The organism is Bermanella marisrubri (assembly GCF_012295615.1).
Classification (GTDB): Bacteria; Pseudomonadota; Gammaproteobacteria; order Pseudomonadales; family Oceanobacteraceae; genus Bermanella; species Bermanella marisrubri.
Genome location: NZ_CP051183.1, coordinates 3,148,277 through 3,170,086, shown reverse-complemented (window position 1 = coordinate 3,170,086; position 21,810 = coordinate 3,148,277). Strand labels below are relative to the sequence as shown.

Below are 21,810 nucleotides of genomic sequence, written 5' to 3'. Positions count from 1 at the left end.
ACGCTGTCACATCCTTAAAAATTTCATCTAAATGCAAGGTGTTTGACGCATAAGCGTGTATAATCGGCCCCATGAGTAAAACAAAAAAGAGCAACAAAACTATCAAAGATCCTTTCGCCAAGCGTGAAGCTGGCAAATATGACAATCCTATCGTGAGCCGTGAGGCGATTTTAGCCCACTTAGAAAAGATCAATACTCCCCAAACCCATTGGCAAATGGTAGAAGAATTCCATCTGCAAGACGATGAACAAATTGAAGCCTTACGTCGTCGACTGATTGCTATGTGTCGTGATGGGCAACTTTTTGAGAACCGTCGTCGTCAGTTTATGCCCATTAGTGCGGCCGAATTAATCCAAGGTCGGATTCAAGGGCATAAAGATGGCTATGGTTTTGTCATACCAGATGACGGCAGTAGTGATCTTCATCTAAGTCAGAAGCAAATGCGTAAAGTGTTTGATGGCGATAAAGTGAATGTGCGCGAAGTGAGTGATAACCGAGGTAAGCGCGAAGCCATCATTGTCGAAATTATGCAGCGTAATACGCATCAAATCGTGGGACGTTTTTACATGCAAGGTGAGGCAGGTTATGTGGTACCTGATAACCGTCGCATTACCCAAGAGATTCTTGTCAATCAGCAGGACATGAAAGATGCGCAGCATGGTCAGTTTGTGGTGGCCGAGATTCTAGTGCAACCTGATAACCGACAGAATCCTATTGGACGAATTACAGAAGTATTAGGTGATCATCTGGCACCAGGTATGGAAATTGATGTAGCCCTTCGTAGCCATGAGATTCCCCATGAGTTTAATCAAGCAGTTTTAGATCAAGTCAAAGCCATTCCTGATGAAGTAGAAGAAAAAGACAAAGCCCAGCGCATCGATTTACGTGACTTGCCGTTAGTGACTATCGATGGTGAAGACGCAAAAGACTTTGATGACGCTGTGTATGCTAAATACAATCCTAAGACTAAGGGTTATACCCTGTACGTGGCGATCGCAGATGTTAGCCATTATGTGGGTGTGAATACACCGTTAGATATAGAAGCACAAAACCGTGGTAATAGTGTTTATTTCCCTGAGTTTGTGGTGCCTATGCTGCCAGAAAAACTCAGTAATGGATTATGCTCTCTAAAACCTAAAGTGGATCGCCTTTGCATGGTTTGTGAAATGACCATCAGCCAAAAAGGTCGCCTAAGTGGTTATAAATTCTATGAAGGCATTTTGCATAGTCATGCTCGCTTAACCTACAACTTAGTAGGCAAGATCCTGAGTGAAGACTCAGAAAACGAAGCAGCTATGGAAGAGCGTGAGCAATTAAGAGAGCAATACGACTATATCGTTCCGCAATTGGAAGACCTACACGGCTTATATAAAGTTTTGCGTAAGTCTCGCACAGAGCGCGGTGCTATTGATTTCGAAACCACTGAAACACGGATTATCTTTAACAGCGAGCGCAAGATTGAAGATATCGTACCGGTAGTACGCAATGACGCCCATAAGTTAATTGAAGAGTGCATGCTGATTGCCAACGTGGCGACAGCGCGCTTTTTAGAAAAACAGGGTATGCCTTCACTGTACCGTGTACACCAAGGTCCTACTGAACAAAAACTGGCAAACGTAAAACAGTATCTAAACGAGCTTGGCATTATCTTAAGTGGTGGTGAGAAGCCCACACCCAAAGACTACGCAGAGGTATTGCAACAGGTGCAGGATCGTCCTGATGCGCACTTAATCCAAACCATGTTACTACGTAGCATGAGCCAAGCAGTGTACCAGCCTGATAACGAAGGCCACTTCGGTTTAGCGTTTCCCGCATATACACATTTTACCTCGCCGATTCGTCGCTATCCTGATTTATTGGTGCATCGTGCTATTCGCGGCTTAATTCGCAGTACAAAAGATGATGAAGCTTTGCTAAAACACATTCGTCGAGTGGATGGCGCTAAACCGATTCCGCAAAAGCACATTTATCCATACGACACCACAGTGTTATTGCAGCTAGGCGAGCAATGCTCAATGACGGAACGCCGCGCAGATGATGCTACCCGTGATGTGGCCGACTTCCTTAAATGTGAATATATGCGCAGTCATATTGGTGATCAATTTACTGGTGTGGTGAGCTCGGTTACCAACTTTGGTTTGTTCGTTGAATTAAATGAGCTTTTCATAGAGGGTCTCGTGCATGTCAGCAACTTAGATAGTGACTTCTATAATTTTGACCCAGTGCGCATGGTGTTGAAAGGCGAACGCACAGGCAAGCGTTTCCACATGGGTGACACAGTGGAAGTGATTGTCAGTCGAGTAGATCTTGATGATCGCAAGATTGATTTTCAGCTGGTGGATGGTAGCAGTGTTAAGCGCTTTAAACCGAAGAAGAAATCATCGAGCAAGTCAGCCAAAGGTGTGCGTAAGCGTGCAGTGTCTGACAGTGATAAGAAAGAGGTGATTGAGCATAGTCGCAGTAAGAAAAAGGCTTTAATGGAAGAAGCTAAGCAAGCTAGCAAAAAGAAAAAACCTAGCAAACGACAAAAGCTCAATAAAAAGAAAAGCGCGGCTAAAAAAAGCAAGAAGTCGAAGAAAAAGTAGTAACCGAAAATGAATGACGAAATTGTATTTGGTATCCATGCCGTTAAAAATTTGCTAAAGCGCAGTCCAGAAAGGGTTCGCGAAATCTTTTTACAAAAAGGTCGTGACGACGAGCGCTTGATGGATATTGTTCAGTTAGCTAATAAGAACAGTATTAATTTACAAGCGGTTAAAAAGACCGTGCTAGACGATCGTGCCCAAGGCAACCACCAAGGTGTGATAGCGCGAGCAAAGCCTGTTCAATCGAAAGACGAAAATCAATTGTTACAGCAGCTTGATAGTTTAGATGAGCCGGCCTTTTTATTGGTCTTGGATAGTGTGACGGATCCACATAATTTAGGCGCTTGTTTGCGCACAGCGGATGCAGCGGGTGTGCATGGTGTGATCGCTCCAAAAGATAAAGCAGTGGGCTTGACTGCAACCGTTAGCAAAGTAGCGTGCGGTGCTGCTGAATCAGTGCCGTTTTATCAGGTGACGAATCTTGCCCGTACCATGAAAGAACTTCAAGAGCGTGGAATCTGGCTGTATGGCACAGCAGGAGAAGCCAGCGAATCGGTTTTTAAAACGGATTTAAAAGGTCCGATTGCCATCGTCATGGGTGCCGAAGGAAAAGGTTTACGCCGTTTGACTCGAGAAGCGTGTGATCATTTGATTAACATTCCTATGGCAGGCGATGTGAGTTCCCTGAATGTCTCTGTGGCAACCGGTGTGTGCTTATTTGAAGCCGTGCGTCAGCGTCAATCGTCGTAATTTACACTGACCCAAATTGATCAATCTATGCTAAGGCGATTGCTTGATTTGGTTCAATGTATCTAGGGACACTTTAAGCCGATCACGCGGCGATTGCATTTCTAAAATGGCTTGTTGTACGTCGCCATTCATGCGAATCACAGAGAACAGTTTAAAACTAAATTCCTCTACTGGCATATCCACCCATTCTGATGAGGCTAATCGATCATTTATGCTGGGGTCACCGCCACTCAATGCCATTAAGCGATGTAATATTTTATCTTGCAGTTGCGATGCTTCTTCGTGTTCGTTTTCGCTCATGGGCTTGTCTTTATACAAGCGGCACTTCGCGATCATGAATGGCAATGTTTGAACTTCTTCAACCCATTCATAACGCTTTTCAATTAAAACGTTTATCAATAAGCGTCCGTCTGTCGTGGTATCTACTAATTTACAGTGACCTGCACCAAAAACGGCATACGGTTTATAGGTATCTTGATTGCTTTGTAAGGCTTCTCGGATGTCTTGCTCCGGTTGATGCTCATGCAGTAGCTTTTCAGTGTGACAAACAGCAAGGGGTAAGTTGTTGTCTAAGCAGTGTTTGACCATAGTACGATATCGAGGCTCAAACACATGCAACGGAAAAACAGTGCCTGGAAATACAGCACATTCCGGTATGGGAAAGAGGGCAATATCGACTAATTTCTCATCATTCATATTACCTCTATACGGTAAGTGTTGGATAATAGATGACTGCCAGTTTTTACCAGAATGCTTCTTCGTCCACGTCGGGTGGTGGCGAGTCGTATGGATTATTCTCACTTTCGCGACGTTGTTGCAGTTCCTCTAGTATAGTTCCTGTGCGACCGATGGCCTCATCGCGTTCTTCTTCTTTAACGGCAGCGCCCGCTTCTTGAATATACCCACCGGCACGAGACTGAATGGCTTGTTCGGTGCGTTTGTTCAATACAACAATGGCGATACGGCGGTTCACCGGATCGGTTGGGTCTTCGATATTAAAGTGCGCCTTATCGCCCATACCCACCACCTGCGCGATTTTTTCACTGTCCAGTCCCGCATCGGCAAGAGCTCGACGAGCTGCGTTAGCGCGACCGGCTGAAAGCTCCCAGTTACCCGTATCCCATGGATTGGCGCTACCTGAGCTGTCGGTGTGGCCTGTAATTGAAATTCGATTCGGCACCGCTTGTAAGATAGGCGCCATTTCGTAAAGAATGTCCTCGGCATAATATTTTAAACGCGAACTTCCTGGGTTAAACATAGGGCGATTGGTTTTATCCACGATTTGGATACGTAGGCCTTCCCGCGTGATATCCACTTTTAACTGATCTTTGTAGGGAGTGAGTGTGGCACTGGCATTGATTTTATCCATGACCTCGGATTGCAATGACTCCAAGCGTGCTCGCTCAATAGCTTCGGCGGCACTTTCAATCTCTTCGGCTTGCAAAACTTTGGTGGGATCTACGGTTTCGCTGACGGCTACGTTGTCTTGCACACTGGGGCTACCGCCTAAGTCGATGACCCATTTACTCGGCACTTTGTTGCCATCTTCATATGCGGCAGGATCATTAAAGTAACCTGCAACGGCTTCGATTTCTTCTTGGTTTGAACTATTGATTAGCCATAAGATCAGGAAGAGGGCCATCATCGCCATGGCAAAGTCAGCAAGCGCTACCTTCCATGCGCCACCATGATGGCCATGGCCACCTTTTTTTACGCGTTTGATGATGATCTGTTGTTGATCAAACTTGTCCATAAGACCTCAAAGGGCTTAGCGAGCCCGAACTTTACTTTCCAACTCGCTGAATGTTGGGCGGTCATGGGCGAATAACACTTTACGACCAAACTCTACTGCTAGCTGAGGTGGCAGACCGTTCACGGATGCTACTATGGTTGCTTTAGCGCTTTCATATAGCTTGATCTCTTCGTGAGCGATGTGCTCCATTTTGGATGCGATGGGGCCAAAAAAACCGTAGCCAAATAGCACACCGGAGAAAGTACCCACCAATGCGGCAGCAATGTGTTTACCGATTTCTTCCATTGGGCCATCTATGGCTCCCATGGTTATGACGATGCCTAATACTGCTGCAACGATACCAAAACCGGGCATGGCGTCAGCGATTTTTTGAATGGCACTACCCGGTTGACTCAGTTCATGCATGCGCGTATCGATTTCCATATCCATGAGGGCATCAAGTTCATGAGCTTGCATGTTACCTGCGGCAATTAGACGAAAATAGTCAGCAATAAAATCGGCAAGATGATGATTTTGCTGAATGGCCGGATATTTAGAGAAAATTCCAGAGCTTTGTGGATTTTCCACATCGGCTTCGATGGACATCATGCCTTCTTTCCGGCTCTTGTTAAGAATGTCGTAGATGAGACTGAGACAATCCATATGCATGGCTTTATTAGCTTTACCGCCAGTAATTACCTGCGGCAACATCTTGAATACGTCTTTGTGCACACCACCGGGGTTGCTAACGATGTGGGCCCCAATGCCAGACCCTAAAATGATAATGAATTCATAGGGTTGCCAGAGGGCAAGTAATACACCGTGCGCGCCAAGGTAGCCAAAAATTACGCTACAAATGACCACGGCCATACCAATGAAAAATAGCATGCGTCTTCCCTTAACGGCTCATTCCTACATCCCTGAGCCAAAACCTTTCAACATGAACTAAAGTTAATTAAAGGTCAGAAAATCATATTCCACAAATACATGAATGCAAAAATGGCAAATGGAACCCGGCAATGGGTGGAGAAGTTAGTATCAACTCCCCTGCCAGTGCAGAAGGCGTCAGCCAAACTGTTAACCAAACAAATCAAAGAGCAAGCGTCATTGGCGGATATGGCCCATACGGTGGCCCGAGATCCCGCTTTGTGTCTGCATCTGTTCCGCGCGGCCAATCGCGTAACTCAGTCTGATGATGCCGAAGTGTTGAGCTTGAATCATGTCATGTCTACTTTGGGTATGCAGGGCATTATTGATATTGTGAAAAAGGCACCCAAGATTCAAACCCCCGCCAAAGACGCATTTCGTGGAGCCTATGTGCAAGCGCAAATCAGCAGTGGTTTGTCAGGTTTTTTGGCAGAACATTGGGGGCAGAAATGCCATATTGGTAATCCCGAGCGCTTAAAGTGGGCTGCCATATTGGCGGGCGCTCCTTACTGGGGACTATGGCGCATTGGTTATCAGAAAATGCGGCAGTGGCAATGGCAAGTATGGGTAGAGGGCAAGCACCACCAAACCGTAGAGCAACAATTGTTCGGTTCTCATCTGGAGGACATCGTGCGCATAGCGGGTCGCCAATTGGGACTGCCAAATCTGGCTCAACACTCTCTAGAGCGGGCGGAACTGCCGGATACGAAACAGTGGGCCATGTTAGCGGAGGATAATTATCGCGAGTTTATGGATGAAGACGCTTCTCTTCGACATCTTTGGCGTAAGCCAGAAACCTTGCTCTCCATTTTGCAGCGCTTGTCACAACAACAAGAACTGGGCTGGTGGCACGGGCGCAATCAAATGTTTCATATCATGCTTGCCCATCTCAGTAACCAGCCTCTTTTCAAGGCTTATCAACAGCATCATCAAATTGCAGTTGCCTATAGTCGAGAGTTTTCTATGGTCGATGGTTTTTTACCTGCGTATTCGTTGGTTTGGAGTTATACACCTGAGACACCTTTCATTCGACGTCCAGTAGATTGTGTACAGCAGGCTCAGGATGCAGTGGTTGCTAAACCTAAAAAAACGGTGCCCAAGGTAGAAAAACCTCGTGCGGCCAATGTCGACCTGATTCAAGAGTTAGTCACTAAATTTAGGCAACAAGTGAGCGACTTCGAAAACATCCATGATATCTTGTTAACAACTAACCGGGCTTTATATGAAGGTCTGGGTATGCAGCGGGTTTTTGTTTGTGTCTTAAATAAAGATGGTTCGGCGTTGCGTCCGCTTTATTGCCAAGGGGTTAGCAAAGAAAGCCCTATTCGAAGCTTGAAGATCGTCCTAGATAAAAATCGATTATTTTCGAAGCTGCTTAATCATCAAAGCAGCTTTAAAGTTGATAAAAGCAACTATCGACAGGCGCAGAACATGTTGTCTTCTGACGTCGTCATGACACTTGGTCAAAAGGACTTTATGGCCATGAGTTTGTTCGCTAACGACAAGCCCATTGGTGTGGTCTATGCCGATACCACAGGCGGTGAATCCCCTCTTACTGAAAAAGAGTACAAGGCCTTTAAAACCATTTGCCAAGGGGCAAGTCATGCGTTAGGGGCATTCGCTCGGCAGCGATCATCGTAAAAGATTACCTGACACTCTCGCTTAGCTTGTTTAGAATAGCGCCAATCCCATAAAAGAGGTTACGCATGGCATTACCATTGATTATTGAGCCACAGGACTTGCAAGCTGCAATGCAAGCGTCTCAGAAATTGCTCATTATTGATTTAGGCAAAGCCGAAACCTATCAACAGGCTCATGTTCCTGGCGCGGTACACGTACCTCCGGCGGATATTCAGCTAGGTACCAAACCGGCGCCAGGTAAATTACCGCCAGCACAGCAGTTAAGTCTGCTATTCAGCCGCTTAGGTTTGACCCCTGATACACATGTTGTGGTATATGACGATGATGGTGGTCCTTGGGCGGGGCGCATGATTTGGGTATTGGATAGTATTGGTCATCGCGATTACAGCTTTTTGAATGGCGGTATTCACGCTTGGTTGGCAGAAAAGATGCCAGTGGAAAGCCAATCGGCTCAGCCTCAAGCCAGTGATTACACCGTAGGCGAGATTGATACCAGTGTAAGCATTACGAAAAATGAATTGTTGAAGGCGATTCAAGAGAATCAAATTCAGATATGGGATGCCCGTTCTTATCAAGAATATACGGGTGAAAAAGCCGTAAGCGCTCGCGGTGGTCATTTACCCGGAGCCCGTAGTTATGAGTTCAGCCGAGCCTTAGACATGAATGCCCATATGCGCTTGCGCCCTCTAGATAGCATCAAGCAAGAATTGATGGATATGGGGATTAATGGCGAACAAACCATTGCCACCCATTGTCAGACCCATAGACGCTCTGGATTAACCTATGTGATTTGCAAAGCATTGGGTTGGCCGGTGCAGGCCTATGATGGTTCTTGGAGTGAGTGGGGCAACGACGAAAGCACCCCAATTAATACTGGCGAACAGCCGTAACGAATTAATTTAGCAATATATTGGAATTAACTGAGTGAATAAAAAAGATCTATTTGTATTAAGCCAATACTTGGTGCCTCAGCATTCGCTATCCCGTCTTGTGGGATGGTTTGCAAGCACTGAGATTAACTGGATTAAAAATACCTTTATTGAAAAGTTTGCTGCCAAATACGACGTCAATATGGACGAAGCATTGGAAGAAGACTTGCGTGCTTATAAATCCTTTAACGATTTCTTTACGCGCGCATTGAAAGACGGTGCGCGTCCCATTTCTGACGACAAAATTGTTAGCCCAGCAGATGGTGCCGTTAGCCAACTTGGTGAAATTGAGTTGGGCCGTTGCTTTCAGGCGAAAGGTCGTGACTTTGGTGTGAATGAACTACTAGGTGGTGACGCTGAACGTGCCGAACCTTTCATGAAAGGGGATTTCGCCACGATTTATTTATCACCAAAAGATTATCACCGTGTGCATATGCCATGTGATGGCGTATTGAAGGAAACCGTTTACGTACCGGGTGATTTGTTCAGTGTAAACCCTGCCACAGCGGAAGGTGTGGATGGATTATTTGCGCGCAATGAACGCCTTGTGTGTATGTTTGAAACCGAACACGGTCCTATGGCCATGGTTTTGGTGGGCGCCATGATCGTAGCGGGTATCGAAACGGTATGGTCTGGTCAGGTTTGCCCACTACCGAAAAAAGCTCAGGTTCAGAAATACGATGGTGGAGAAATTCGACTGAAGAAAGGTGATGAAATGGGACGCTTTAAGTTAGGTTCAACCGTGATCCTTTGCTTCCCACCGGATACCATTGATTTTAATGACGAGATCAAAGCGGAATCGCCATTGAAAATGGGTCAAGGCATCGCCGATTAATTGGCCTATACACCTCTGACGTTAACGTCGCCGAGACTGGCTATAATTTGCTGATAGCTTTCAAAGCGACGTTGACTAATTTGTCCATCCTTTATGGCTTGCTTAATGGCGCAACCCGGTTCTGCTTGGTGTTTGCAGTCGCGGAACTTACAGTGTCCCGCAAACGGCTGTAGCTCTTTAAAGCCTTGTAAAATATCTTCCGGCTCCATGTGCCATAGACCGTATTCTCGAATTCCAGGACTATCAATTAAATCGCCGCCACTGGGGAAATGGAACAGTGTTGCATTGGTAGTGGTATGACGTCCCTTGCGAGTTTGCTCGCTAAGATCGCCAACACGAATATCTTCATCGGGCAATAACTGAGAAATAATACTGGATTTACCCACACCGCTTTGACCCACAAATGCACTGATGCGATCTTTTAACAGCGCTGACAATGGTGCCAGACCATTATCCAGTTTGCTGCTGACTTCAATAAAGCGATAGCCTATTTCACTGTAATCTTTAATCAGCTCTGCAAAATGTTCTCGATTGTCGTCGTTGAGTAAATCGATCTTGTTTAAGCATAAGACGGGTTCGATGCCACTGATTTCTGCCGCCACTAGATAGCGATCAATGAGATTGCGGTGGGCATGGGGTTCGGGGGCGATAACAATAACGAGGTAGTTAATGTTGGCGGCAACGGTTTTCAGCTCACCATACATATTAGGGCGCTGCAGTTCGCTTTGGCGATCTGTGCGAGCGACGACCACGCCTTGCTCATTGCCAGCACGATAGGCGACGCTATCGCCGGTAACCAAACCACCTAGGTTGGTACGCATATAGCAACGCATGCGTTCACCAGTGGCGTTTTCCACTAAAACTTGGGTGCCAAAGTGGCTGATGACTTGCCCAGATTGCTCTGGGCCCAGGTCTCCGCCTTCTAACTCGTGGTGTATTTGAGATTCTTTTTTGCTGGCACGTTCTTCACGTTCCGCTTGAATCTTCTTTACTCGCCACGCCTGACGCTTGTTGAGCTTGCGCTTTGCCATGTATTAATAATCGGTTTTGTGTTCAAATTACCTGATTATATCTGACAAACCGCGCAAATTCAGTGAATACGCAGAGAACTGCTCTAAAATGAAAGTATGCGCGCTGCAAGGAAATCTCATGTCTGAAAAAGAAACTCTCAATAAGCACAATTTAATTTGGATCGATCTTGAAATGACGGGTCTAGAGCCGGCACAAGATCGCATTATCGAAATCGCCACCATTGTTACAGATAGCGAGCTCAATGTATTGGCGGAAGGCCCGGTTTTGGCCATTCATCAGCCTGATAGCTTGATGAACAATATGGACGAGTGGAATACACGCACTCATGGCAATTCTGGTTTAACTAAACGTGTGAAAGAAAGTGATATTGATGAGCAAGAAGCGGTAAAGCAAACCATCGCCTTTTTACAGCAGTATGTGGGTAAAGGTGTCAGCCCTATGTGTGGCAACAGTGTGCATCAGGATCGCCGATTCTTGAACAAGTACATGCCTGAGCTAGAAGACTTCTTCCATTATCGCAATTTGGATGTGAGCACGCTAAAAGAATTGGCTCGCCGTTGGGCTCCAGAAAAACTAAAAGGCTTACAGAAAAAGGGTGCACATCAAGCGCTGGATGATATTCGTGAAAGCATTGAAGAGCTGCGCTATTACCGCGAGCACTTGATGAGCATTTAAGCCGCACAGGTAAGTTAAAAAGAAAGGCGATTACTGCAAAGTAATCGCCTTTTTTATCACGGCTATATCAGCAATGATTCATCAATGTCCCTAAATACATCGCAACTCTTTATTAAGCCATTGGCGGTTAAAAACTCTACGCCATAGACTTTGCTGGTGGTTTGATAGTGATCGCGGATGTGTTCAAGTAAAATTGCAAAGTCACCGTCACCACTTAGTAGCACTACTTCCTCTACGTCTTTTGCCGCTTCCATGATATCAATGGTTATGCCCACGTCCCAATCGCCTTTCGCACTGCCATCCCGTCGTTGGATAAAGGGTTTTAAATGAACGTCAAAACCCATATTGCGTAAGGCATCCTGAAATTTGATCTGACTATCAATGCCGCGGTCAATGGCATAGGCATGAGCTTGTACAATGACGCCTTCATTTTTTAATTGTTCTATTAGCGCTTTGTAATTAAATGAGCGCTTGAAGCGATCTCGCGTGGTGTAATAAATGTTTTGCACGTCGGCAAATACAGCAATGTGTTTCATAGTCTGTCTACTAGTGGATATGACGATGCTGACAGACTAGCACAGTCATCCTAGCTCACCTATGGATTGTGAATTTTTTATTGCAGTCATGTTTTTCGACGGCTATTTGAATGTAATTTCGCTAGACTGATTAGGCTATTTACCTGCCTTTTTTGGATGGCTGCTACTATGACCGTGAAGGACGCGATAGACCAAACCAATCAACCTAATGTGCCTCCCAAAGCGTCATTGTTTTCAATAGAAACGATTTTTGACGACAAAGACGATTATGAAGCCTTGCAAAATTACATTCATAAAAACAAAGATACACTTCGTCAACATGTGCCTGAGTTGATTCAGCTGGATAAGTTGCTAGATCAGTCTCTGGGTATGATGCAGGTTAAGATCTTAGATTGGATTCGCGTTCAGAATATAGCGTTACCGATTCCCTTGTTAACCTTGGGTAATGTGTCAAAGGCAGATCATATCCTTTTCATTAGTGCTAGTTTGCATGGAGTAGAGCGTATCGGAACACAAGCGCTATTGGCCTGGATGCAAAGCCTGATTCAACGCTTACGTTGGGATAAATTGTGGCGTAGCCAGTTTGATGAAGATGTTGCTTTGGTAATTATGCCTATGGTTAACCCAGGAGGCATGTATAAAAATACGCGAGCGAATCCCAATGGGGTGGATATCAATCGTCATGCGCCTATTGATGCAGAAGACAGCCCTTCATTTTTGGTGGGTGGTCAGCGTTTTAGTTCATGGTTGCCTTGGTATCGCGGTAAGCATGGGATTGCACCAGAGAAAGAGTTTAGTGTGCTGGAAAGCGTAATTGATACGATTACAGCAGAAAATAAAACGGTTATCGCACTGGATATTCATAGTGGCTTTGGTTTGCGTGATCAGTTGTGGATACCGTATGCATTTCGTAAACAACCGATCAATGACGTGGCGATTTATATGGCGTTGAAAATATTGTGGGAGCGTAATTATCCTCACCACCGATATATATTTGAACCACAAAGTATTCGCTATTTAACCCATGGTGATGTTTGGGATTATTTTCACCGAAAATGTCAGAAATTAAATAAACGTCTACTTCCAATCACATTGGAAATGGGTTCTTGGAATTGGGTTAAAAAACGTCCTGTGCAGCTACTGAGTTTTAGTGGTTTGTTTCACCCCATGGTGCCTCATAGACACGCCCGCGTAATGCGTCAGCATTTAGGGTTATTGGATTTCATGTTGTCTGCCACTCGCAACTTTGATGAATGGTGTCCACAAGGTGATAACTGGTATGCTATGGAGCAAGTTGCTCATGCTATGTGGTATCAGTCGGGCTGATGTTTTGTCATAGTGAATGTCTATGCGGCTTTATCATGAATGATCACATCATGTTTATTGGCGTTATAACTTTCAGTGTTACGTATTTGTTTTTGTTTACGATAATGCCTAACTCTGCGCTGGAACCAGGTATCAATAGCATCCATCAGGATTCCGCTAGCAAGTAATACCAGTTCTGATGAATGAGTGAACTGAAATTCCAAAATAACCAGATATAACCCATAAGCAAAGACTCTGTGGCCTCGCTCTAAATAGTACACAATATCTTTTAATTGTTCGCTGGATACGTGTCCACTTAATCGCCAATATTGTTCCGCCCAACGCCACACATCACTGCTTACCCACAATAAAGCGCCCAAAGCCATGGCTTCAGTGAAAGGAATGAAGCTCACATGCCATAAGGCAAACAATAAAAAACTAACTCCATGATGAATTAAATAGAACTGGCGATAGCTGGGTTTTAATGACTCGCGATCACGCAAAATAATAGCAACATCATAAAAATAAAGTGCCATTAAGGTTTGCATCCACAAGTTACGGAATTCTTCACTATCGAATTGGTAGAAAACGATATACGCGATGACGGCAGCGATACTTAATAAATAGTGGCTGCGCTCGGCGCGATGTGGGCCTTTTAGTGACGCCATAACAAAGGCATCCAGTAAAAACCATATTCCGCAAAGGGAGAACACAAGCTGCCAATAAGAAGCCTGCAAAAAGTAATAGGTCGGATCTTGAAAGAAAATATCCATAGTTTCTCAACTGGGAAATATGGCTATTCAGTCAAAAGCATAAGTTAAGGTAAATTGGTATAAAGCATTAGATGTTTTGCGCAATCTTATTGTTTTTTTGCAATAAAAAAGCACGATCATAGATCGTGCTTTCTCCGTGGAGTAAGTGACTGCTTAATTACTTTACTGTTGTACGGCTGCTTCTCGAGCTTCTTTTAACCAACTATTGAATGTATCTTTGTTCTTTTTAATCCAGTTATCGACGTGTCGATTAATATCTGCAACCGTATTTTCACCATCGGCAATCAACTTATTTTGAGCTGACACCGCATTAATATTAAGCGACGCGATTTCAAATAGCTTCGCGGCGGCGGGGTTTGCCTCGGCAAACTCAAGGTTGGCGACGATTCGTTCGCTATTTACGCTAAAGCCATAGTTTTTGCCATTAGCCAGTTCTGTATCAATGCCTTGAGGATGCGCAGAGTAAGGTACTTCTAACCAAACCACATCTTCACCAGGGATTAGCACTCCGGAAACCCAATATGGAGTCCACGTGTAGTAGACCACGGGCTTTCCTGCTTTGTAGCGCTGAATCGTGTCAGAAATGATAGCGGCATAAGAGCCTTGAACATGGTTTACTGTATTGCGTAAATCAAATGCATCCAATTGATGGTTAATGACTTTTTCACAACCCCATCCAGGCTGACAACCTGTTAAGTCTGCTTTGCCGTCACCGGAAACATCAAACAATTTAGCGATCTCAGGATCTTTTAAGTCATCTATCGTATCAATGTTGTATTTTTCCGCTGTGGCTTTATCTACTAAATAGCCCTGTGCTGCGCCAACGATGTAGTAACCTTTCTTAAAAAATTTTTCATTACCCCCAGCATTATTAAACATTTCATTGTGCAGGGGATCCCAGTTTACAGGCGTCCATTGAATATCATTTTGAGCAATAGCTGTATATCCGGCGCTGTAATCGATTTCTTGAATTGGCTGTACATCATAGCCCAGTGCTTCTAATGCTCGGTTAATGATGATGGTCTGAAATTTTTCTTCTGCTATCGGGCTATGGAAGCCTTTTACTTCGACACCTTTACCCGGCATCTCTGACGATGAGGTGACTGCATTACTCTCTGACTCTTGCTCGCTACAACCCCAAAGGGTCACAGCTAGAGCTGGCAGCAGTATCAGTTTTTTCATATTGATCATGTCGTGCTCCTCGGTATGGTTTTTTATGTCTCAAGACTGGCGACTGCCGCCAATATGTTGTGTGATCCGATCTAAAATTATAGCTAAAATTACAATGCCTAATCCGCCTACAGTGGCGATACCGATATCGTTGCGGCCAATACCTTGTAAAACCATAAGGCCTAAACCGGGTACGGCAATCATGGACGCAATGACCACCATGGATAGCCCTAACATTAACGTTTGATTTACCCCAGCCATAATCGTAGGTAATGCTAGGGGAAGTTGTACTTTGAAGAGCAGTTGCTTGGGACTAGTACCAAATGCTCGTGCAGCTTCGATTAAGTCTTCTGGTACTTGGCGAATACCTAAATTAGTTAAGCGAATCATTGGTGGTACGGCGAAGATGATGGTGACGATGACACCGGCAACTTTGCCGGGACTAAATAGCATGACAATAGGAATGAGATAGACAAATGCTGGCGTGGTTTGCATAGCATCAAGAATCGGCCGGACAATGGACACGGCTTTATCACTTCGGGATAACCATATCCCCATAGGCAATCCAATTAGAATACAGAAAAATAACGACGTAATGACCAATGATAGTGTAGTCATTGCTTGATCCCATGCACCAATTAAACCAATCGCCAGCAAGCCAAACAGAGTGGCGATACCAATACGGCGATTCGATAGCTTCCATGCCAACGCTGCTAAAGCAATGATAATAAGTGGGGCGGGAATAACTAATAACAAGGATTCGATTGCGTTTAAAAACCATGTAATAGGTTGTGCAATCACTTGAAAGACAGGACGCAAGACCGGAACAATGGCATTGATCGCGGTGTCTACCATGCTATCTAAAGGCACGATTCCACCATCAACATCAAAGGGTTCCATCCAATCGAACTCTTTCACTTGGTTGGTATCTTTTTGCGCTAAATAACTGGTATCTTCTTGGGAGCTGGTTCCCCATGCACTGCCATCACTCATGCTAGCTCCTCCGTTTGACGATCTAATGCTTCGAGTAAAATAGTTTTACTAATGGCGCCTAAAAACTTTCCGTCTTCGTTGATCACAGGTGGCGAACATGGTGCTTGAGCAACTTCACCAATGAGATCGCCCAGTGGAATATTTCCTTGTATTGCGTTTACATTTTCCAATAGCGCTTCTTCAATGCGCCTATTGTTTTTTTGAGCTTGTTTAAGGGAATCCACGGATACGACACCTACAAAGGTATTGTCGGGTTCTACCACGTAACCGAACTCGCGATCGTTATCACGTAATAATTGAAGGCCAGCGCCGACACCGGAATCCGTCGTGCGTTTGATTAATGTCTTTTGCATTTTACGGGCAATGTCTTTCGCACTTAATACCGATGTGACATCGACACCTCGGAAGAACGAACGTACATAATCGTTAGCAGGGTTATTGATGATGTCATCCGGTGTGCCCACTTGTACAACCTCACCACCTTGCATGATGGCGATACGATCACCAATGCGTACGGCTTCGTCGAGGTCATGAGAGATAAAGACGATAGTACGCTTGTCTTCGTTTTGTAGGCGCAGTAATTCGTCTTGCATTTCGGTACGAATGAGTGGGTCGAGTGCACTAAATGCCTCGTCCATTAATAATACGTCTGGGTTGATGCAAAGCGCGCGAGCTAAACCAACACGTTGCTGCATACCTCCGCTTAATTCATTTGGATAAGAATCAGCATTGGCTAAAAGACCAACACGATCTAGCGCACTACTAGCCCGTTGATTTTTTTCTTGTTCGGATACTTCACCTGCCAAGTCCAAGCCAAAAGCGACGTTTTGGCGAACTGTTAAATGAGGCATGAGTGCAAAGGATTGAAAAACCATGGACATTTTATGCAACCGCATTTGACGAAGTTCTTCATCATCGAGTTTTGCTATATCAATGTCATCCAATAATACTTTGCCCGCCGTCGGTTCGATTAAGCGATTGAGCATACGCACCATTGTGGACTTTCCAGAGCCAGATAAACCCATTATGACGAATATTTCGCCCTCATAAATATCGAAAGAGGCATCTTTGACACCAACGGTTTGACCGGTGGCTTCGAAAATTTCATCTTTGTTTTTACCTTGCTCAACCATTTTCAAGGCTTTCTTCGGATGTTTACCGAACACTTTATATAGATGTTGTACAGATAACTTGGCTTTCATCTCACCGCCTTTGGGGTGTAGTGAATATAAATCAGGTGGGGCGTATGCACATTTTTAGACATTGTCTCAACATGCCATAAGTTTTTATTATTTGGTTATTTTATACACTAGCATTGCTATAAATATAAAACCAGTTCGGTCGGTTTATGACCAAAATATAGGTTTCACATCATTACTACGGCGGATATAGCGAATTAGATTATTGTTTTCTTTTCGCGATTTGCTGCTCAATTGCCCAGTCGATGTGTTCTTGGACCATTTCAGTTGAGTTCGCACGCTTTTCTTCGAGTGCTTGAATGATATGTTCACTTTGCGCTGCATTGCCCAGCGCAACTGCGATATTTCGCTGCCATAATTCAAAACCGGAACGGCGCAGTGGCATGCCCTCTGTTTTTTGTAAAAAAGTGGATTCATCCCAATGAAAAAGCTCAAGTAATTCCACATCGTCTAATTGATGGCGCGGTGTAAAATCTGTTTCTTGTGTATTGTCCGTAAATTTTGTCCATGGGCAGCAAAGCTGACAATCATCACAACCGAATATACGGTTTCCGATTTTACTGCGCAGTTCGGTTGGAATACTGGATTTCAATTCAATGGTGAGATAAGAAATGCATTTTCGTGCGTCCACTACATGATTATCTACAATTGCGTCAGTGGGGCAGGCAGCAAAGCAAGCGGTGCAACTTCCGCAATTCATGTCGTCATAGGGCTCATCCATAATCAGAGGCAGGTTAGTGAATAACTCGCCCAAGAAAAAATAACTTCCTGCTTTGGGGTTGATTAACATAGCGTTTTTGCCGATCCAGCCTAAGCCTGCTTTTTGCGCGATACCACGTTCAAGCACGGGGGCGCTATCGACAAATGCCCGATAAGCAACATCATTCGACAATTGAGAGAATAATGACTCTATGCGTTTACCTAACTGAGTTAGGCGCTTACGAATTAATTTATGGTAGTCACGACCCAGTGCATAACGACTTATATAAGCTTTGCTAGGATGATCTAGGATCTCAAGTGTTTGCACATCCTCAGGCATGTAATTCATGCGTACTGAGATAATGCGCAATGTTCCTGGAACCAGCGCATCTGGTGTATAGCGCTTGTTTCCATGGTCTGCCATATAGCTCATTTCGCCATGGTAGCCTTTTGCTAACCAGTCTTTTAACGCTTTTGCGTGCTGCTCCATGTTCACATCTGTGATGCCGACCTGTGCGAAACCCAGCTCGTAGGCCCATTGCTTTATTTGTGCAGTGAGTTGGTGCCAATCGATGTTAGAAATGGAATCCGGAGTTTGCGTCATGAGGTTAGTGGTGCAAGGGTTCAACAGGTATAATGACGGCATTGTAACAGCTATCAAGGTAGAGCGATGCCCAATACACAAGGAATATCTCTTTACAGCGCACCGCAAGTGGCTGATATGGATCGCCATGCCCAGCACCAAGGTATCGATGGGTTTGAATTAATGCAGCAAGCTGGCGAAGCGGCATTTGTTGCTCTGCTTAATCAATGGTCCAGCGTCTCTAAGCTTGTCATTTATGCTGGTGCCGGTAATAACGGCGGTGACGGCTATGTAATAGCTAAGTTAGCGAAAGATCATGAGATTGACGCAGAAGTTATAGCACTCAAAGCCCCCAGCGAGTTACAAGGCTCAGCATACAAGGCCGCACAGCTTGCGAAGTCTGCAGGCGTTATGATCTCTATGTATTCTCGGCAATGCGTTCAGTTCCAAGCGGGCTGTATTATCGTAGACGCGCTATTGGGAACCGGCTTAGAGCGTGATGTAGAAGGTGCCTATCGAGACGCGATTGATGATATCAATAATTCAGGGATTCCTGTGCTCTCTGTGGATGTGCCGTCTGGAATCAATGGCAGTACTGGAGCCATCATGGGTACAGCAGTTAAGGCGGAACTTACCGTTACCATGATTGCCTATAAGCGGGGTTTGTTCACAGCTAAGGGGGCAATTTACAGTGGTCAGGTGAGATTGGCGCCCTTATCGGTTCCTAAAAATCTAGGCCCTCACGTTGCGCAGCAAGACTATAGAGTGTCTCTCAGTTCTTGGCGAGCTTGTGCTTCGCTAAAATGGTTTGAGAAAAGAGAGCTAGATAGTCACAAAGGCGACTTTGGTCATGTACTTGTTGTTGGTGGTGATATTGGATTTGCAGGTGCTGCCATTCTTGCCGCAGGCAGTGCGTTACGCTCTGGCGCAGGTTTAGTCAGTGTGGCCACTCGTCGTGAGCATGTAAACGCGGTTTTATCCCATTATCCAGAGGCCATGGTGTTAGGTGTCGATTCTGGTCAAGAATTAGGCATGTTGCTGAGTCAAGCGGACTCAGTGGTCGTCGGGCCTGGGTTGGGACAAAGCGCTTGGGGGCAAAGCCTGTTGCAAGCCTGTTTTGCTACTAGGCAGCCTATTGTTTTGGACGCAGATGCGCTCAATTTAATTGCCCAAGGTTTCATACAACACAATCTAAATCAACGTACCAGTGTAATGACCCCACATCCGGGTGAGGCGGCAAGGTTGCTTGGTTGCACCGTGAAAGATGTACAAGCGGACCGTTTTAAGGCGGCCCATGAGTTATCAATCCGTTATCACTCTACCACTGTTTTGAAAGGCAATGGCAGCTTAGTGTGTGAAGGTGAGCAAATTAGTGTATGCGCGGATGGTAATCCAGGTATGGCCAGTGGTGGCATGGGAGATGTATTAAGTGGTATTAGCGGCAGTTTCTTGGCACAGGCTAGCCACGATTTGCCAGAGGCTTCGCAGCAGCTAATGACCAGCGCGGTTTGCCTACACAGTGCCGCAGCGGATGAAGCAGCCAAAACAGGCGAAAATGCCTTGTTGGCCAGCGATCTTATTAAGCAGTTAGGAAATTTATTGCCATGAGCGATACCTTAACAGAACACTTTATAGACGAGGACGCCATGCTAGCGTGGTGTGACCTTGGAGCAAAAAAATTAAAGTCCGGCTTGGTGATACATTTGCAAGGTGACTTAGGGATGGGCAAAACGACTTGGAGCCGCGGTATTATTCAAGGCATGGGACATGAAGGACGCGTGAAGAGCCCTACCTATACCCTGGTTGAACCCTATGAATTAAGTACTAGAAAGGTATATCATTTTGATTTATACCGCTTAGCTGACCCTGAAGAACTGGAATTTATGGGTGTGCGCGATTATTTTACCGACGATACATTGTGCTTAATTGAATGGCCCGAGAAAGGCGCAGGAGTGTTGCCGGAAGCAGATATCGAAGTACAGCTGACTCAGTGGCAGGATGGACGCTGTATGACATGTAAAGCGTTAACAAAAAAAGGGGAGCAACAATTGGGAGCATGGTCGTAATCCAATGAATATAAGGGCGTGGAATCCAATTCGCTTAATTCTGCTTGCATTGTCGATCTGTGCGTATTCACTGCCATTATTGGCTAATGTTGAAGGCGCTCGATTGTGGCATGCACCAGATGGCTCGCGATTAGTATTGGATCTGGATAAATCTGTCGAGCATAAAGTGTTCGGATTAAGTGAACCAGATCGCTTAGTCATTGATATTGCGGATGCCAAATTGCTGGGCAGTTTTGATGGTCTGCCAACAAAGACGGGTCCGGTAAAAAATATTCGTTCTGGCATGCGCCATGGAAAGGATTTGCGTATCGTTTTGGATTTGCGCGAAGGCGTCAAACCTAAGAGCTTTCCATTGTTACCGAATGATCAGTATGGCCATCGTTTGGTGATTGATTTAGAAACCCAATCCGTGTCTCGGACTCCGGTTACCATCAGTAAGCCTGTTTTAGATATCAATAATCAAATAAACCAAAAGCGCGATATCGTCATCGCGATTGATGCCGGCCACGGTGGCGAGGATCCCGGTGCCATAGGTCATAACGGTGTATACGAAAAGCACATCGTCATGTCGATTTCGAACAAGCTGGCGCAAATGCTTGAGCGGGAAAAGGGTTTCCGAGCCTATCTGGTTAGAACGGGTGATTATTATATAGGTTTAAGAGAGCGCACTGAGCGGGCGCGCAAAGCCAATGCTGATCTATTCATTAGTATTCACGCTGATGCCTTTAAGAGTCCTTTAGCTAAAGGTGGTTCTGTGTTCGCCTTGTCGCAGCAAGGCGCTACCAGTGAGGCAGCCCGTTGGCTGGCCGACAAAGAAAATAGCTCGGATTTAATTGGCGGTGTTGGCGGCGTAAGCCTAGGCGATAAAGAAGATGTTTTAGCTGGCGTATTATTGGATTTATCCATGACAGCAAGTCTAGGTGCTAGTTTGGACGCAGGACAAACCGTATTAAACAGCATGGGGTCTGTGGCACGCTTGCATAAACGCCATGTAGAACAAGCAGGCTTCGCCGTACTGAAGTCTCCGGATATTCCATCGCTTTTGGTCGAAACAGGTTTTTTATCTAACCCGGGTGAAGCTCGAAAGCTCAGTACTCGTTCTTATCAGCAGCGCATGGCATCGGCTATTTTCCAAGGTATCAAGCGTTACTTTTATGATACGCCGCCACCCGGAACTTATGTGGCCAGCATTAAGCGCAGCGGCAATGGCATGAAGGAATACATCATTGCGCCCGGAGATACCTTGTCGGTTATTGCAGAAAAGCATGCGACGAGTTTATCTAAGTTGAAGCAGATTAATGGTTTAAGTTCCAGTACCATTCGCGTTGGCCAGATTATTAAAATTCCTGCCAGTTAATTCATTACACGGCTCAGTCATTA

General features: G+C 45.2%; 20 protein-coding genes. 10 read left to right on the top strand and 10 right to left on the bottom strand.

The window, feature by feature from the left end; genetic code table 11:
- Nucleotides 1–71 precede the first annotated feature (71 nt).
- Together rnr and rlmB are read left to right on the top strand one after the other, a co-directional pair.
- On the top strand, nt 72–2,585 hold the full coding sequence (gene rnr / locus HF888_RS14745; RefSeq protein WP_007018364.1) for a ribonuclease R: 2,514 nt from the start codon (nt 72–74) through the stop codon (nt 2,583–2,585).
- 9 nt (nt 2,586–2,594) lie between these two features.
- Nucleotides 2,595–3,335 carry a 23S rRNA (guanosine(2251)-2'-O)-methyltransferase RlmB gene (gene rlmB, locus HF888_RS14740; protein ID WP_007018363.1) on the top strand — a complete coding sequence of 247 codons (741 nt, stop codon included), beginning with the start codon at nt 2,595–2,597 and terminating at the stop codon, nt 3,333–3,335.
- Nucleotides 3,336–3,365: 30 nt separating this feature from the next.
- Here rlmB and HF888_RS14735 read toward each other — a convergent pair whose 3' ends face one another.
- Genes HF888_RS14735 through motA form a run of 3 tightly spaced genes read right to left on the bottom strand, consistent with a single transcriptional unit; the run spans nt 3,366 to nt 5,955 of the window.
- The gene (locus tag HF888_RS14735) at nt 3,366–4,031 is read right to left on the bottom strand and encodes an LON peptidase substrate-binding domain-containing protein (RefSeq protein ID WP_007018362.1); all 666 of its coding nucleotides are present in this window, start codon (nt 4,029–4,031) and stop codon (nt 3,366–3,368) included.
- A 46-nt stretch (nt 4,032–4,077) separates the two neighbouring features.
- Entirely contained in the window at nt 4,078–5,088 is a 1,011-nt protein-coding gene (gene motB / locus HF888_RS14730; protein ID WP_007018361.1) for a flagellar motor protein MotB, read from the bottom strand.
- A gap of 15 nt (nt 5,089–5,103) precedes the next feature.
- A complete protein-coding gene (gene motA, locus HF888_RS14725) occupies nt 5,104–5,955 on the bottom strand; it encodes a flagellar motor stator protein MotA (RefSeq protein ID WP_007018360.1) in 852 nt (283 codons plus the stop codon).
- 111 nt (nt 5,956–6,066) lie between these two features.
- On the opposite strand from motA, the gene HF888_RS14720 reads away from it, so the two are divergent.
- From HF888_RS14720 to asd, 3 genes are all read left to right on the top strand, one after another.
- Entirely contained in the window at nt 6,067–7,635 is a 1,569-nt protein-coding gene (locus HF888_RS14720) for an HDOD domain-containing protein (RefSeq protein ID WP_165837039.1), read from the top strand.
- 65 nt (nt 7,636–7,700) lie between these two features.
- Nucleotides 7,701–8,525, top strand: coding sequence for a sulfurtransferase (locus HF888_RS14715; protein ID WP_007018358.1), 825 nt, complete (start codon nt 7,701–7,703; stop codon nt 8,523–8,525).
- Between the two features lie 34 nt (nt 8,526–8,559).
- Entirely contained in the window at nt 8,560–9,399 is an 840-nt protein-coding gene (gene asd / locus HF888_RS14710) for an archaetidylserine decarboxylase (RefSeq protein WP_007018357.1), read from the top strand.
- A gap of 5 nt (nt 9,400–9,404) precedes the next feature.
- Here asd and rsgA read toward each other — a convergent pair whose 3' ends face one another.
- Complete coding sequence (rsgA, locus tag HF888_RS14705) at nt 9,405–10,430, bottom strand: small ribosomal subunit biogenesis GTPase RsgA (RefSeq protein ID WP_007018356.1); 1,026 nt, start codon at nt 10,428–10,430, stop codon at nt 9,405–9,407.
- Between the two features lie 118 nt (nt 10,431–10,548).
- On the opposite strand from rsgA, the gene orn reads away from it, so the two are divergent.
- Nucleotides 10,549–11,106 carry an oligoribonuclease gene (gene orn / locus HF888_RS14700; RefSeq protein WP_007018355.1) on the top strand — a complete coding sequence of 186 codons (558 nt, stop codon included), beginning with the start codon at nt 10,549–10,551 and terminating at the stop codon, nt 11,104–11,106.
- Nucleotides 11,107–11,168: 62 nt separating this feature from the next.
- On the opposite strand, the gene HF888_RS14695 is transcribed toward orn, so the two are convergent.
- Nucleotides 11,169–11,642 (bottom strand): LabA-like NYN domain-containing protein, encoded by a 474-nt coding sequence (locus HF888_RS14695; RefSeq protein WP_007018354.1) that lies wholly within the window; start codon nt 11,640–11,642, stop codon nt 11,169–11,171.
- 168 nt (nt 11,643–11,810) lie between these two features.
- Here HF888_RS14695 and HF888_RS14690 point away from each other — a divergent pair, with 168 nt between their 5' ends.
- Nucleotides 11,811–12,968, top strand: a complete 1,158-nt coding sequence (locus tag HF888_RS14690) for a M14 family zinc carboxypeptidase (protein ID WP_007018353.1) — start codon at nt 11,811–11,813, stop codon at nt 12,966–12,968.
- A gap of 20 nt (nt 12,969–12,988) precedes the next feature.
- Here HF888_RS14690 and HF888_RS14685 read toward each other — a convergent pair whose 3' ends face one another.
- The 5 genes from HF888_RS14685 to queG form a co-directional block, all read right to left on the bottom strand.
- Complete coding sequence (locus HF888_RS14685; RefSeq protein WP_007018352.1) at nt 12,989–13,720, bottom strand: hypothetical protein; 732 nt, start codon at nt 13,718–13,720, stop codon at nt 12,989–12,991.
- A 162-nt stretch (nt 13,721–13,882) separates the two neighbouring features.
- A complete protein-coding gene (gene proX, locus HF888_RS14680; protein WP_007018351.1) occupies nt 13,883–14,911 on the bottom strand; it encodes a glycine betaine/L-proline ABC transporter substrate-binding protein ProX in 1,029 nt (342 codons plus the stop codon).
- A 30-nt stretch (nt 14,912–14,941) separates the two neighbouring features.
- Nucleotides 14,942–15,883, bottom strand: a complete 942-nt coding sequence (gene proW, locus HF888_RS14675; protein ID WP_007018350.1) for a glycine betaine/L-proline ABC transporter permease ProW — start codon at nt 15,881–15,883, stop codon at nt 14,942–14,944.
- Nucleotides 15,880–17,085, bottom strand: a complete 1,206-nt coding sequence (proV, locus tag HF888_RS14670; RefSeq protein ID WP_007018349.1) for a glycine betaine/L-proline ABC transporter ATP-binding protein ProV — start codon at nt 17,083–17,085, stop codon at nt 15,880–15,882. Before proV ends, proW begins: the two co-directional genes overlap by 4 nt.
- A gap of 199 nt (nt 17,086–17,284) precedes the next feature.
- Nucleotides 17,285–18,427 carry a tRNA epoxyqueuosine(34) reductase QueG gene (queG, locus tag HF888_RS14665; protein WP_007018348.1) on the bottom strand — a complete coding sequence of 381 codons (1,143 nt, stop codon included), beginning with the start codon at nt 18,425–18,427 and terminating at the stop codon, nt 17,285–17,287.
- Between the two features lie 24 nt (nt 18,428–18,451).
- Here queG and HF888_RS14660 point away from each other — a divergent pair, with 24 nt between their 5' ends.
- The 3 genes from HF888_RS14660 to HF888_RS14650 are packed head-to-tail and all read left to right on the top strand — an operon-like array spanning nt 18,452 to nt 21,787.
- Complete coding sequence (locus HF888_RS14660; RefSeq protein ID WP_007018347.1) at nt 18,452–19,972, top strand: bifunctional ADP-dependent NAD(P)H-hydrate dehydratase/NAD(P)H-hydrate epimerase; 1,521 nt, start codon at nt 18,452–18,454, stop codon at nt 19,970–19,972.
- Nucleotides 19,969–20,430: a tRNA (adenosine(37)-N6)-threonylcarbamoyltransferase complex ATPase subunit type 1 TsaE gene (gene tsaE, locus HF888_RS14655; protein ID WP_007018346.1), complete on the top strand. Its 462-nt coding sequence runs from the start codon at nt 19,969–19,971 to the stop codon at nt 20,428–20,430. The genes HF888_RS14660 and tsaE overlap by 4 nt, the downstream gene beginning before the upstream one ends.
- A gap of 4 nt (nt 20,431–20,434) precedes the next feature.
- Entirely contained in the window at nt 20,435–21,787 is a 1,353-nt protein-coding gene (locus tag HF888_RS14650; protein ID WP_007018345.1) for an N-acetylmuramoyl-L-alanine amidase, read from the top strand.
- Nucleotides 21,788–21,810: the final 23 nt, after the last annotated feature.

Excerpts from the sequence above, each read along its gene's own strand:
- rnr (WP_007018364.1), top strand. The coding sequence starts at position 72 with ATGAGTAAAACAAAAAAGAGCAACAAAACTATCAAAGATCCTTTCGCC.
- rlmB (WP_007018363.1), top strand. The coding sequence starts at position 2,595 with ATGAATGACGAAATTGTATTTGGTATCCATGCCGTTAAAAATTTGCTA.
- HF888_RS14735 (WP_007018362.1), bottom strand. The coding sequence starts at position 4,031 with ATGAATGATGAGAAATTAGTCGATATTGCCCTCTTTCCCATACCGGAA.
- motB (WP_007018361.1), bottom strand. The coding sequence starts at position 5,088 with ATGGACAAGTTTGATCAACAACAGATCATCATCAAACGCGTAAAAAAA.
- motA (WP_007018360.1), bottom strand. The coding sequence starts at position 5,955 with ATGCTATTTTTCATTGGTATGGCCGTGGTCATTTGTAGCGTAATTTTT.
- HF888_RS14720 (WP_165837039.1), top strand. The coding sequence starts at position 6,067 with ATGGCAAATGGAACCCGGCAATGGGTGGAGAAGTTAGTATCAACTCCC.
- HF888_RS14715 (WP_007018358.1), top strand. The coding sequence starts at position 7,701 with ATGGCATTACCATTGATTATTGAGCCACAGGACTTGCAAGCTGCAATG.
- rsgA (WP_007018356.1), bottom strand. The coding sequence starts at position 10,430 with ATGGCAAAGCGCAAGCTCAACAAGCGTCAGGCGTGGCGAGTAAAGAAG.
- orn (WP_007018355.1), top strand. The coding sequence starts at position 10,549 with ATGTCTGAAAAAGAAACTCTCAATAAGCACAATTTAATTTGGATCGAT.
- HF888_RS14695 (WP_007018354.1), bottom strand. The coding sequence starts at position 11,642 with ATGAAACACATTGCTGTATTTGCCGACGTGCAAAACATTTATTACACC.
- HF888_RS14690 (WP_007018353.1), top strand. The coding sequence starts at position 11,811 with ATGACCGTGAAGGACGCGATAGACCAAACCAATCAACCTAATGTGCCT.
- HF888_RS14685 (WP_007018352.1), bottom strand. The coding sequence starts at position 13,720 with ATGGATATTTTCTTTCAAGATCCGACCTATTACTTTTTGCAGGCTTCT.
- proX (WP_007018351.1), bottom strand. The coding sequence starts at position 14,911 with ATGATCAATATGAAAAAACTGATACTGCTGCCAGCTCTAGCTGTGACC.
- proW (WP_007018350.1), bottom strand. The coding sequence starts at position 15,883 with ATGAGTGATGGCAGTGCATGGGGAACCAGCTCCCAAGAAGATACCAGT.
- proV (WP_007018349.1), bottom strand. The coding sequence starts at position 17,085 with ATGAAAGCCAAGTTATCTGTACAACATCTATATAAAGTGTTCGGTAAA.
- queG (WP_007018348.1), bottom strand. The coding sequence starts at position 18,427 with ATGCCGTCATTATACCTGTTGAACCCTTGCACCACTAACCTCATGACG.
- HF888_RS14660 (WP_007018347.1), top strand. The coding sequence starts at position 18,452 with ATGCCCAATACACAAGGAATATCTCTTTACAGCGCACCGCAAGTGGCT.
- tsaE (WP_007018346.1), top strand. The coding sequence starts at position 19,969 with ATGAGCGATACCTTAACAGAACACTTTATAGACGAGGACGCCATGCTA.
- HF888_RS14650 (WP_007018345.1), top strand. The coding sequence starts at position 20,435 with ATGAATATAAGGGCGTGGAATCCAATTCGCTTAATTCTGCTTGCATTG.